Raw genomic sequence first — 13,785 nt, 5'->3', positions numbered from 1 at the left:
AAATTTTACGATTTTATAACGAAAATTCTTTTTTGATATAATATTTGTCGTATATTAAATATAGTAGTTGTGATAAAGGAGGGAGTTATGAGAAAAATACTTGTTGTCGTAGATATGCAGAAAGATTTTGTAGATGGGGCACTGGGATCAAAGGAGGCTGTGGCTATAGTTCCGGCGGTTGTTGAAAAGATCAAGTCCTATTCTATTAAGGATGTTTTCGTTACCCGCGACACACACCAGCCGGATTATATGGAGACTCAGGAGGGAAAGAACCTTCCGGTGGTGCATTGTGTGGAAGGTACTGACGGATGGCAGCTTGATTCCAGCGTGGCACAGGTGGTTGAAGGTGCAACTTTTATCAACAAACCTACCTTCGGTTCTACCGTTCTGGCGGACACTATCAAAGCAATCAGTGAGAAGGAAGACATTGAAATAGAGCTTGTCGGGCTTTGTACTGACATTTGTGTGGTTTCCAATGCTCTCCTCTTAAAAGCCTCAATGCCTGAGGTTCCTATTTCGGTAGACCCTCTGTGCTGTGCCGGAGTCACTCCCGAAAAGCATGAAGCTGCCCTTGAAACCATGCGTTCATGCCAGATTTATGTGAAATCTTAGTAAAATTAATTGTCAAGGAGGCATTCATGAAAGCATCGTCCAACACACTTATTCCTGAACGGTTAAAATCTGCCAGAGAACAACTTCTGCTTACTAAAGCAGAAGCAGCAAGGCGGATTGGGTTAACGGCTGCTTCCTATGTCAGATATGAGTCCGGAGATCGTAGTCCTTCCTCACAGGTTATTCAGTCGATAGCGGAAAGTTTGGGAACTTCAGTTGCGTATCTTACCGGTGGAACGGATGATATAGCACCTGATGTGATTAGTGTTTTCAAAAATGATGCTCCACTCCTGTTTGAACTCTTAAATGGTGTACAGAGCGCAGATGAAGCAACTATACAGAGGTTGCTCAGCTATTATGATCAGATAAAGAATAAGGATTAACAAATATTAGTAATTGATAGTCAATTACCCCGACCCTAAAGGGTCGTGGCTTCAACCGAATCATTTAATGTGAATCGACCCCCAAAAGGTAGACATTAATCTTAACTTTTGGGGGTCGATTCACTGAACGGTTATTTTCTAAAATATAGTTTAAGGGCTAACTGTCAATTTATAATCTATCAAGAAATATATTTCTTTCAGACATAGGAATCTTAAGTGCATCCATAGCTTGATCCACAGAGAGCTTTAATGTTTCCATGAGGTTTTTAATATTATTCAGGGTTGTATCAATGTGCTCTTCTTTTTTTGCTTCTTCGCGCATATCTTCCATCACTTTACACACGGCTTCCACTCCTTCCTCTGTTTCTTTAAAATATCTTGTTCTGTCTGCTAATTCTTTATTTATCATATCATCGGGATCTGAGCAAGAAAAATCGTGCATCAGATTTCCGATTTCGTCATCACCGCGGTAGGCACCATTTATGTAAAGAATATATGATCCATCATTAAAGATTTCTCCGGTCGCCATATTCATACGTTCGATGTCATAACACGATAGCCCTTTGTCAAAGATATCGTTCTCAGTGATAAAAATTGTATATGTATCAGGAAGTTCGTTGAAATCCTGACCGGCATCCAGATTATCTACATCCATTGCACTTGAATGATATCTGGCTCTATGTTTTCCGGCACCTCTATCAGATCGCTGGATCTCCATATCGTATTTTTTACCTTCATCATCAGTCCCATATGCATCCAGACAAATTGACCGTGCACCCACAAGTCGTTTCATATCAGCCTGAGTTTTTACATTTGTAATATTGAGATCTTCTTTTCCGGTTAATATCCTGAGAACGTGCTGCGTCAGAGGAATGTTATCGCGAAAAAGACATCTCATAAAATCATCATCGATAGGCCTTAATCCACGTAATCTTTGTAAGTCTTCCTGTCTCTCTCGTTCTTTTCTTTGAAGTTCTGTTTCCAAGTATAATCTCCTGTCATAAATTATCAGTCTGCATCAATTGATGATGAATTACCAACGGTAATATAATACTGTTACCGTTGGTAATTGTCAATGAGGTTTTATGACAGCATCATCCAATTAGCTTATTCCAAAATGTTTGAAATCTGCCAAGGAATAGCTTTTCTGACAGCAATCAAAAAGAGCCTGGGAGCATCCGTTAAATTGATGCTCCCAGGCTCTTGTGATATTTACTGTTCTGATGAACTGTTATTTTCTTTTTCAGGAGTTTTTTTATCTTTCTTCTCTTTCTTTTTCACCGGAGCAAAGAGCGCGAATCCCAGAATAAGCACTGCACATACTGCGAAGGCAATAGGTACCCAGTCCGGGATAGCTCTGCCCTGATCCATGGTGCTGTTGTCGGAGGTTACAGTGGAGGCAGCAGCTGAGGTCTTCTCGTAGGTAGCTTTGTACTCCTCTTCTGTTATGGTTTCTGTGTGCTCGCCTCTCACCAGCATACGATGGGTATTAATTCCGTAAGGGGTACAGGTTATCAGTGTGCAGTAGTCCTTTCCCTCCACGATATCTATCATGTTTGCTTCTTCAGGAAGGACGATGTTAATGTTATCGACCTGATACACAAGAACCTTATCCAGGATATGAAGGAAGAAGCAGTCTCCTTCTCCCACTTCATCAAGTCTTGTAAAGAGCTTTGCGGAAGGCAGGCCTCTGTGTCCGGAAAGTACAGCGTGGGTACTATCTCCGCCTACCGGAAGTGATGTGCCGACAATATGACCTACTCCGATCTGAAGAACCGCTTCGTCGGTTGTGTGGTAGATGGGAAGCTCCACATCAATCTTTGGAATGGTGATGTAGCCCATAATCCCGGAACCGTTGATGTCAAGAGTTGACATATACTCTTCCATCTCTTCATCGCTTGGATTATAGCGATCGGCCTTTGACAGCAGATCTTCATTATACTTAATGGCAAGATCACGTATTTTTTTTAGTTCTCCTACATCAGTTGTTTTTAGCTGGTTTGTATAGCCGGAAATGGCTCTTGACTGATGCAGAGCGTTCCACTTCTCACTGATGGTAGGGTAAAGCAGAAGCCCGATGCCCACAATCATAACAAGCACGATTATTACCGTAATTATGTTAGATGTTAGGCTCCCCTTCTTTTTTTTAGGGGATTTTGCTGTTTTGGTATCAGTATCTTTTAGAGTAAGATCTTTGTTCTCTGCAGTATCATTCATTTATCTTATCACCCGTTAAACAAGAAATTAGATTTTGTTTAGAAAAAGAAGGCGAAGGACATGTCCCCCGCCTTCAATATATTATTCGTCAAAAGTTATGTTGTGATAAATTATTCAGCATCCTTTTTTCTCTTGATGAAGATTGCTGCTCCACCGCCGATTACGAGGATACCACCAATTACATAAAGGATAGTTGTACCCATACCACCGGTGCTTGGAAGAACGGTACCCTTCTGGTTCATAATGGTTGCCTTAAGAGCATCATTATCAGATGTATCTCTTGTAAGAATGATTTCTCCGGAAACCTTATCGCCGGTAAGGCTGTCAAGTGAAAGTGCCTTGTTTTCTTTTCCACCATGAGTAGCTGTTACATCAAACACTTGAGGATCGATTGTATTATATCCTGTAGGAGTTGTGGTCTCTACCAGTACATAACGTCCATCATCAATACCCTTGAAGGTAAACTGAGTACCTGCAGGAAGACTGTCTGTGGCCTGATTCTTAGTTGCTGTATATGACTGGATAGCTGTACCTTCCGCAGCAGCGTGCTCGCCCTTAGACTTTGCATCACCGGTTTCAGGCAAAACATAATCTGATGAAACCTTATAGAGCGCAAATTCGGCACCGGTAAGAGGATTCTCGTCCTGATCAACCTTATTTACTACAAGTTTGTAAGTGAAGGTTATAACGGTCTCTTCCGGAGTTTCGCCTTCATCAGATCCATCTTCATCGTTAGGGTTATTGCTATACTTAAGATTGAATTTATTTGTATTACCTTCGGAACCAATCTTAGCGCCTTCTCCAAGTGTTGCGGTAAAGTCGATGGTAACTGTTTTGCCATTCAGAGATTCGAGGGTTTTACCATCCTTAGGTGTCCACTCGATAGTAACTTCAAAACCATTCTTTGTTCTTGCATCTACGCCGGTTATTTCAACAGTATAATCATCGGTATTTTCAATAGCCTGACCATCAAGTTTGATATCCAGTGTGCTGATAGCATCAAAGCTTCCTGACTGAAGTGTATCAACAAAAGTAATGTGGTATTTCTTATACTGCTCTACTTTATCTGAGAGCTTGGCTGTGATGTGATAAGGAACCTCATCACCGATATCGTAATCAGAGGAAGTCTGAAGTGTTCCGTTTGTTGCTTCGTCGTTAGGATTTGAATCATTTGCATCATCCAAAAGCTTATGCGCTTCTGTTGTTCCGGCCTTACGGGCTACTTCTGTAGGACCAACAACCTGCACAATGTAGAGAGTTGCCTCGTCTCCTTCAGCAATGGCATCAGCGTCCTTGATTAAATAGTATCCATAAGGAACATCAACAGATGAGTTGCTATTAACAGTAAATGCAGGAGTAGATGTAAGATCAGCATAATTCTTAAGGGCTGCTGCTTTCTCTGCATCTGTTCCGGTAATTGCTGCTATTGTATCCAAAGTTGTTTTTTGAACATCTGCGCCTGCAGTACCTGTACCATTTTCGCCCCATTTTACATTGGAAAGCACTTGTTTATTATTTTCATCAGTGGAAAGTTCACCGGTAAAAATCTGGTATATTTCATAATTGTGCTTGTCTGCAGCAGGAACAGTGATTTTAGTAGTTGTTGTTGTCTGTGTTTCAGCATATGCAACTACACCTGTTGCTGCAACGTTGCAAAATGTCATTCCTGCAGCAAGAGCTAAAGCTATAAATCTGTTCTTCTTCATTCTATACTCCTATAATTTATTAGTTTTTTCCCTCAACGAGTCCTAATATACCCCATGTGATATTAAATCGAGACTTAAAAAGTGATAAAAAATTGCTGATATAAGTAAATTGTTAAACATTGCCATTGGATTGTTAAAATCCATCTATCTCTTTGGCAAATTTTGTGGGCGGCTATTGGCCGCCCACGATTAGTGATCAAAGATGGTTTTCTTTTCTTTTTCTCAAGACAAGGAAGATTCCGCCAAGAGCCACCATAATTGTACCTGCAAGATACATAATATTTACTCCAATGCTTCCTGTATCCGGAAGTGCAAATTTGATTTCTTCATTTGAAATCGAAAGTACATATCCCTTCGGATAAAGAGGGTTCTCTGAATCATAACTGAAGGTAGTTGCTTCCGGGTTTGCAAAGGCAAAGTAGTAAACATTGTTTTTATCAACCTGGTAACCTTCAGGTGCCTGGCTTTCTACGAGGCAATACTTTTGTCCGTAGGCAAATGCTTCTTCGGTATCAATATCGTTTAATGATATTTCGGCAATACCTTGATCATCGGTTGTAAACTGAATGATTTTTGTTTCACCATCCTCATCCGTATATGTCATTGGTATTCCCTTACACTGGGTCTTTCCTGTGCTGTCTTTTATAGCGGAACCGCTATTGTCAACCTTATAAAGATCAAATACAGCGCCCGCAAGCTTTTTGGAATCCTCTCCCGCCTTGTGCTTTACAAGTTTTATGCTGGCTGTGGTTCCTGAACCCTGGGCTGCAAGATAGAACTCAGCGTCAAATTTGGTTTCATCACTTGACCAGAGAAGTGTAGCCTTGTTGGTAAGTGTCACCTTATTGCTTGTAAGCTGAGGTAAAGCATTGTAAGTGATCACAACCTTTGTTTTATCAGGGATGTTAGTAAAGGTAAGCTTATTTCCTTCAATGCTGTACTTTATGTTGTCGGCTTTCTTTACGACTCCGTTCAGATCCTCTTCTGTTATCTCTATGGTTGAGATGTCAATGATCTGGTTTTCAAATTCATCTAGAAGTTTCATGACTTTTTCATCGTTTAAAGTATCCTTGTTAGGATTTATAACGATTTCGTAGTCTGCGAGACCTGTTTCCTTATTGTAAGATCCGTCCTTGTCAAGAATCTGATACTCATAAACGACGTCAGCTTCTGTTTCGAAGGATCCCCACTTAACCTTATTGTTGAAGGTAACGCTTCCTTTACTGTCATTCTTGTTCTGTAATGCAAGAGCTATGGCAGTATCCTTTTTGACCTTAAGGTAATATCTTATTCTGTATGCATCATAGTACTTTCCTGAACCGTCTACAGGTACCTTTGGAATACTTATAGTAAGTTTGTGGTTAGCATTATCTACAGAGATATCAGCTTTTCCGCGATCATCACCCTGATACCAGACGCTTCCGGTATAGATTGTGCCGTTGTCTGTGGTTCTGTAAGGAACTTCCGTATCCACAAATGAAAGTCTTTCATCATAGGTATCTTCAAATCTAAGACCATCCGGATAGGTTCCATTTAAACCGTTAAATGCGATGTCATAAGCAAAAATATAGTAGCCGTCATCAGTAACATAAGGTACGGTGCCATTGTTATCACAGTAGATGCTTCCGGTCTTTCTTATATTACTGTTGACAATGATAACGGTGTCGCCTCTCCATACATAGTCATCATTAAACAAGAACTTTGCTGTGTTGTAATGACCCTTATATGTTTCGTAGTCATTACCGGATGCTCTCGTTACCCAGTCTGTATTGTTTTTGGATGAATAAGTAATGGTAATGGTTCTTGTGCTTCCTGTACCTGTGAGACCGGTATTGTCATTATTCTTATCAGTACTTATATTCTTGGTTTCATCCTTATAGAAGATAAAGGATAATAAATAACCGTGCTGATTGTCAGAATGGCCTATCAGCTGTTTTGAAACAACACATTTTTCCTTATCTGTTAAACCTGTTATTGTAATATCCTGAGTGGTACCAAACAGGTCATCATAATATTCGTATTTGTAAGGCAGATAATCGTTTATTCTTAAGTAGTTATAACCGTTCGCAGGAACTTCAACAGTAAGCTCCCAGGTTATCTTCTCACTGGTGTAGGATTTTGCCTTCTTTGTGAATTCCTTGTAGTAAGTATACGGATTTACACCTGTTTCTGAAGTTACTGAATCATGGTGATTTGTTTTAACGCTGTTCTTTATGGATAAAATGTCTTTACTTGATCTGTCAACTGTGGTTTTGTACTTTATCTTAAATGAAGCATTTTTTCCGTACTTTTTAACAAAGTTACTATCAGTAGGTATTCTCCATGTCCAACCGTAAACCTTTCCGTCAGAATCCTTAACTAATTCAAGGTCATCCCATTTAACAGTCATATTGACTGTGTCGCTGCCATTTATATAAATATTCAATCCGGTTCCGGTGTAACTGAGATACTGTCTTGAGTTGGCATCGATGGTATCTGTTATATAAGAAAGATTCGCAATACGCTCTTCATTGGCTTCAATTGTATATGTGATCTCTCCGTATAAATTTCCGTCGCTATCTTTAAGCACTCCTCCTACACCATTTGTGTATTTTTTCAGGGTTGAGATGTTGAATATATATTCCTTCTTATTGTTAGAAGGATCTTTATCATCATCGGCAGTGACATTACCTGTATTTCCGGTTGTATCCAGAGTTGCCTTTGCACCATCAGGGACTGAATCGATCTTGGCAAGGTACTCGATATTTACAGATTCTCCATCCTTCATTTCAGGTATTTTTACTGTAAATCCCTTACTGTTTTTATTTTCTACTGTGGCTTTGATACTTCCCTTGTTGCTGGTTATCTTTATATTGCTGCTTGTATCAAGGCTTATAAGGGAACCATTAATGGTATCGGTAACCACTACATTTTCAGAAACACCGTTAGAATAAACATTAACAGTGTAGTGAATCATGCCGTCATTCTTATCATAGTATGCCCACTTATTGATGCTGACATCATGATCTTTATTTATTTTGATAGTCTTTATTACACCGTTCGGGAATTTGAAATTAACTTCCTCGTTGTTTAATTTACCGCTTATCTCCGCTGTAATCTTTACGTCAGTGGCACTCTGTAAATGCTTAAAGTTCTCATGTTTTGTGTTCCACTGGAAGTAAAGTCTTCTTTTCTGAGAGTCTACTATGACTTTGTTTCCGCTTATGGTGTATGTGTGGTCAATGATGACGTCAAAAGTTGTTTCCTTATCTTCTATGTAGAGGCCTGCCGGGATCTCGTAGTACATCCAGGTGGTATCATTAGGGAACTGAACACCTCCGGATACCTCGCTGAAAGAGAGATAAAGGGAATACAGAGTCTTGTTCTTTACTGTCCAGGTATTTCCGTCTGCTGACTGCTCGGCTCCGGTTATGGACAAAGAGGACAGGAATTCTTTTATGTCCTCTTCAGGACCGGTTATCTCTGTCAGTATGACTCCATAAGTGGAAAAGGAATCTGTTACCAGTTCCACATTCTTGATTTCACCTTTGGAGTTCTCGTTGATAACGGTATCGTCCATGGAAGTAAGGTCTTCAATATCAGAGATATCATTATTCTTAACGTGTATTACCTTAACCTCTTCATCATCTTCTGATTCTACAGGTTTGATAAAGGTAATCTTAACAGAAACATGTCCATCCGGTTCTATCTTATCGTCTTCCTCGTCAAGGAAGTAAACGTCATAGAGATAAAGGTCAGATACATGACGCTCTTCTTCACTTATTTTTTCATTGTAGGCATTTTCGATGTCAAGTTTTGTCTCTTCATCCAGAGAATCTGCATGGAGAGCTACATTTCCATCAAAGGTTGAAGCTCCGAAAGTTGCTGTAACACGTACTTTTCCGTCGTCAGAAATTACTGTCTTTGTAATCTCCTTATATACATTCAGGCTGCCTGCTGTGCCGCCAAGCTCTATGGTTAGGCAGTCTTCATCTGTGTTGTTTTCAACACGACCCTTGAAGAAAAGTGCGCCTTCGATTGATTTTCCGGATTTTACAAATGCGGTATCAAAGGTGATCTCAATCTCGTTCTTCTTAAGCTTGTAGGTTCCTACGGTCTCATCGCCGGAAATTACTTTGCCCTTTCCTTCAAATTGTGAAGTAAGTCCTTCAGGCATGGAATATGCAGCGACTCTTGTGTCCTTGTCGTACATCACATCCTCAGGGATGGAGAAGTACAGTGTAAGACCGATCTTGTTTCCTGAGTCAAAGCTTTCTGACTCGATCCAATCCTCGTGGAACTTCTTAACTGCTGAGGAAATGGTCATATACTCAGAAAGGTCAATGACATCATCATCATCATCTTCTTCGTCTGCAGAATTCTCAAAAGAATCCTCAAAAGATTCATCAACAGAATCCTCAACAGATTCATCGGAAGAAGCTTTAGTATCCTCCTCTGTCTGAGCTATTGCAGTCTTATCGGAGTGAGCTGAAATGCCGAGCGCCTTTGCTTCTGTGGTTTCAGCTTCAACTTCAGTATCCTCCTCTGTCTGAGCTATTGCAGTTTTATCGGAATGAGCTGAAATGCCGAGTGCCTTTGTTTCTGCTGTTTCATTTGTCTCATCAGAAGAGTCGTGATCTTCATCCTCAGAATTCTCTGAATCGTCTTCATAGACCTCTGTTGTCTCTACAGAATCAGAATCCTCGTCCTCTACGTAAGAGTCGATTTCAAAAAATTCATCTATTTTTATGGAATCGAAATTATTATCCTCGGAGTCGTTTTCATTAGCCGCTGCTGTTCCAACTAAGTTGGAATCTTCGTCTTCTTCCTCATCCTCAGAGTTATTATCGAAAACTTTATTATCTTCTGCAGAATCGAAAACTTCGGTCTCCTGATCCTCGGAGCTGTTTTTGAGAACTTCATCAGCAACTGCAGAATCAGAATCCTCGTTTTCCTGATCCTCGGAGTCGTTTTCGTTAGCCTCAGCTGTTTCAACTAAGCTGGAATCTTCTTCCTCTTCGGAATTATTTTTGAGAACTTCATCATCCTTAACAGAATCAGAATCCTCATTTTCTTCATCTTCAGAATCATCCTCGAAGATATTTTCAGAAACCTGATTCTCATCAGACTCTTCATCTTCAGAAACGATTTCATCTTCAGAAACGATTTCTTCTTCGTCTGCTTTATCCTCAGCAGCATCCTCTTCTGCTTCGATTTTCTCGAACTCAATTACTGAATCGGTTTCATCAGCCTGGGTTGTTTTGCTGGACTCATCATCGTTGATATCTATGCTCTTACTTGAATTCTGGCTGTCGTCAGTTTCTGTCTCGGTTTTTTCAAGGTTGCTCTGTGAAGCAATATCAGAAAGCTTTTCCACAACTGTATCAACGTTTTCATGATGCCATGCGAAAACAGCGCCGGTGTCAGTGTCGCGATTGTCCTCGATGATCTTTCTGATCTTTTCGTCTATAAGACGATCCTTCTCACCAAGCTTTTTTGCGAGATCACTTTCAGTCGCAATCTTGTTTCCGTCTTCATCTTCGTCTAAATCAATAATTGGTGAATTGGTCACACCGTTTCTGATGAGAGCTCTTTTGGCTTCGTCCCTGCTGATCTCTCCGTTCTGATACTGATCGATGATCCTGTTAATGACATCATCTTTCTTGCCGGCAAAGGCTACGGTTGTGTTTCCAAAGATAGTTACCATAAAGATAACTATAGACATGATAAGGCTGGTCAGCTGTCTGCTAAGCTTTGAGCCGACTAATGCCTTGATAAAGACAATGGGGTTAAAACCGGTTTTAGTTCTGTTTCTCGTTTCCTTCATACTATTCTCTATACTCTATAATCAAAATTCAAAGTTAAAATTAAATCCGCGGGGTTTAAGCAGTTTTTTAGAGGATCAGCTTCTGTTCCTCTTTACATAAATGATGATCCATGCAAAAAGGATGGATGCTGAGAAACCGGCAATGCTGAGATAAAGCATCATGCGGCTGTTATCACCGGTCTTTGGTGTTCTCTTGGCGCCAAGGACGATTTTCTCTTCGGGACCCTCAACGTCAGGTACTTCCTTTTCACGGCTATCACCAAGTACACTTCCGGGTTCAGGCTCCTGGCCGTCGTTGTCATTACCGTTTCCGCCTCCGTGAGGAGAATTTCCGCCGCCTCCGCTATGAGTTGAACCGCCGTTTGATTTATCCTCGATCTTAGCTTCAAGGGTTACGGCTGAGTTATTGTCATAATCAGGAACCGCTATGAAGCTGGGTGATGAATCGAATTTTGAATTTGTGCTGTAGCAGATGATATAAAGACCGTCTTCGAGATTATCAAAGGAAGCATTGCCGTTTGCATCAGATTTCACAGTGCTCTGTGCAGTGATGCCCTTTTGAGAGATGACACTTTCAAGCTCCGCAGCTTTCTCTGCGATCTCATTGGCAGTCTTTTCTTCATTAATAAATGCGATATCGATATACTCACCGAAATCATCTGTTATTAAATAGGAATAGGTTGAGGCGTCAAATCTGGCCACCTCATAGATTGACAGTTCCCAATCCTGAACGGGAACATTGTTTTTGTCATGGATATTTATGATCCTTACAGAATTGTTTCCGGCAGCGCTGGCTGTGAAAACCGTGAATGCTGTCATCATAAATGCCAATGCTCCAAGCACCAGCTTTCTTGCTCTACTCTTTTTTTCCATAAACTCTATACTCGCATTCTTTAATTTAAGAAACTGTCCCTCAACAGTTTGGTTATGAGCCGGAAGGGCTCAGAAAAGCTAAGATCATGATTGTCGTAAAAAACAAATAATATTTGTCATTTGCGGCAATTCGTATGATAGTACCATTATACTTATAAATCGGCTTAAAACGTCAAAAAATTTTAAGAAATTCACAAAATATGCAATAGCGACACAAAATTTAAAATTTTTTAGTTAAATTTCATAAATAATATAAAAATATTGTAAAACTGTACATTCAAATTAATTTAGCCATATTATAAAAACCGTTTATGAACGTAGTTGAACGAATATGACAGTTTCTTAATAAATGCGGAAAATCAAGCTCCTGAATAAATGCGTAAAATTAAGTTGACATAGAGTTTTTTTCTGATAATCTAAACTCTGATAGAAAGGTAATCCGTTTCTATACAGGCCTGTTGCAGGAACCACGGGTTCACTGTGAAAAGCTCATCGGACAGGGCCGGCCATTGCCGAAGTGGCATTATGCCACATATTGATCGAGTTAAAAGCTCAATTTTATAAGTTGGTTACTTCATAACCAGTGCTTGAAAGCACACTACTTGTGAAACGTTCAATAGGCAATCTGACAGAGGCGGATCTGAAATGATTAAAGGTTGATTACAAGGCAGTGCTGCGAAAAAGCGGCGCTGCCTTTTGTGTTAGGAAGGAAAAACATGAATCCGGAAAGACAAAAAAAAGCACCTATATATGATGCCCTTGAAAGGTTTAGAAAGCTCCACGTGGTACCCTTCGATGTCCCGGGACATAAAAGGGGAAGGGGAAATCCGGAGCTGGTCCGTTTCTTAGGTCAGCAATGTGTAGGTATAGACGTAAATTCCATGAAGCCCCTGGATAATCTCTGCCATCCTGTTTCTATTATCAAGGAAGCGGAAGAACTTGCGGCAGATGCATTCGGCGCAGCCCACTCTTTTCTTATGGTGGGAGGAACGACCTCTGCCGTACAGGCAATGGTGCTTTCCGCCTGCAAAGCCGGGGACAAGATCATACTTCCCAGAAATGTACATAAAAGTGCCATCAATGCTCTCGTGCTCTGCGGTGCAACGCCGGTATATATAGATCCAAAGGTGGATGTGGAGCTTGGGATACCTCTCGGTATGGAGGTTCAGGATGTAAAGAAGGCCATGGAGGATAATCCCGATGCCAAGGCTGTACTGGTAAACAACCCGACCTACTATGGCATCTGCTCGGATTTGAGAACCATCGTAAAGCTGGCTCATGAGCACAACATGCTTGCCCTGGTGGACGAGGCTCACGGAACCCACTTCTACTTCAGTGAGGAGCTGCCCTGTTCCGCTATGGAAGCAGGTGCCGATATGGCTTCTGTTTCAATGCATAAGTCTGGAGGAAGTCTCACCCAGAGCTCTCTCCTTTTGCTGGGACCTGAGATGAACCCGGGATACGTGGGACAGATCATTAACCTGACCCAGACCACCAGTGCTTCCTATCTCCTTATGTCAAGCCTTGATCTTTCGAGAAGGAATCTTGCATTGAGAGGAAAGGAATCCTTCGAGAAGGTGGCCCGCATGGCACAGTATGCACGTGATGAGATAAATGAGATCGGCGGGTACTATGCCTATGGCAAGGAGCTCATTAATGGCGGAAGTGTTTATGATTTTGACGTAACAAAGCTTGCGGTCCTCACAAACAAGATCGGTCTTGCGGGAATCGAGGTCTACGATCTTCTGAGAGATGAGTACGACATACAGATGGAATTCGGAGATATCAGCAATATCCTTGCCTACATTTCCATCGGAGATTCTCTTCTCGACATAGAGCGGCTTGTGGGGGCGCTTTCCGATATCAGAAGGCTTTATGCAAAACCGAAAAAGGATCTTTTTACGGCAGAATACATTTCCCCTGTGGTGGCTACAACGCCGCAGCAGGCATTTTATGCGGAAAAGACCAGGGTGCCTATCAATGAGTGCGCCGGACATATCTGCGGAGAATCCGTAATGTGCTATCCGCCAGGAATACCGATTCTTGCGCCCGGGGAAGTTATCACGAAGGATATCATCGATTATATTCAGTATGCAAAGGAAAAGGGATGCTCCATGCAGGGACCGGAAAGTGATGATATTTCCTACCTTAATGTACTGAAGAAGGGGTCGTTCTAAAAAAATTTTCA

The 13,785-nt window shown here is 41.1% G+C and carries 8 protein-coding genes; 3 read left to right on the top strand and 5 right to left on the bottom strand.

The window, feature by feature from the left end:
• The first annotated feature begins 87 nt into the window (after nucleotides 1-87).
• Complete coding sequence (locus tag T357_RS0115460; protein ID WP_031554614.1) at nucleotides 88-612, top strand: cysteine hydrolase family protein; 525 nt, start codon at nucleotides 88-90, stop codon at nucleotides 610-612.
• A 26-nt stretch (nucleotides 613-638) separates the two neighbouring features.
• A complete protein-coding gene (locus T357_RS0115455) occupies nucleotides 639-995 on the top strand; it encodes a helix-turn-helix domain-containing protein (protein ID WP_031554612.1) in 357 nt (118 codons plus the stop codon).
• Nucleotides 996-1,164: 169 nt separating this feature from the next.
• Here the strand turns inward: T357_RS0115455 and T357_RS0115450 are convergent, their stop codons facing one another.
• The 5 genes from T357_RS0115450 to T357_RS0115430 form a co-directional block, all read right to left on the bottom strand.
• Nucleotides 1,165-1,980 carry a PD-(D/E)XK nuclease family transposase gene (locus T357_RS0115450; protein ID WP_044917165.1) on the bottom strand — a complete coding sequence of 272 codons (816 nt, stop codon included), beginning with the start codon at nucleotides 1,978-1,980 and terminating at the stop codon, nucleotides 1,165-1,167.
• 227 nt (nucleotides 1,981-2,207) lie between these two features.
• Nucleotides 2,208-3,212 (bottom strand): class C sortase, encoded by a 1,005-nt coding sequence (locus T357_RS20525; RefSeq protein ID WP_049962485.1) that lies wholly within the window; start codon nucleotides 3,210-3,212, stop codon nucleotides 2,208-2,210.
• Nucleotides 3,213-3,322: 110 nt separating this feature from the next.
• The gene (locus tag T357_RS0115440; RefSeq protein ID WP_049962484.1) at nucleotides 3,323-4,918 is read right to left on the bottom strand and encodes a SpaH/EbpB family LPXTG-anchored major pilin; all 1,596 of its coding nucleotides are present in this window, start codon (nucleotides 4,916-4,918) and stop codon (nucleotides 3,323-3,325) included.
• 196 nt (nucleotides 4,919-5,114) lie between these two features.
• Nucleotides 5,115-10,724 (bottom strand): LPXTG cell wall anchor domain-containing protein, encoded by a 5,610-nt coding sequence (locus tag T357_RS0115435; protein WP_031554604.1) that lies wholly within the window; start codon nucleotides 10,722-10,724, stop codon nucleotides 5,115-5,117.
• Between the two features lie 75 nt (nucleotides 10,725-10,799).
• On the bottom strand, nucleotides 10,800-11,597 hold the full coding sequence (locus T357_RS0115430) for a sortase B protein-sorting domain-containing protein (protein WP_031554602.1): 798 nt from the start codon (nucleotides 11,595-11,597) through the stop codon (nucleotides 10,800-10,802).
• Nucleotides 11,598-12,313: 716 nt separating this feature from the next.
• Between T357_RS0115430 and T357_RS0115425 the strand changes: the two genes are divergently transcribed.
• Entirely contained in the window at nucleotides 12,314-13,774 is a 1,461-nt protein-coding gene (locus tag T357_RS0115425) for an aminotransferase class I/II-fold pyridoxal phosphate-dependent enzyme (RefSeq protein WP_031554600.1), read from the top strand.
• The last annotated feature ends 11 nt before the right edge of the window (nucleotides 13,775-13,785 follow it).

Origin of the sequence: Oribacterium sp. FC2011 (genome assembly GCF_000701645.1) — a bacterium.
GTDB lineage: Bacteria > Bacillota > Clostridia > Lachnospirales > Lachnospiraceae > Oribacterium.
The sequence above is the reverse complement of the archived record's forward strand: the minus strand, read 5'-3'. Positions and strand labels throughout refer to the sequence as shown.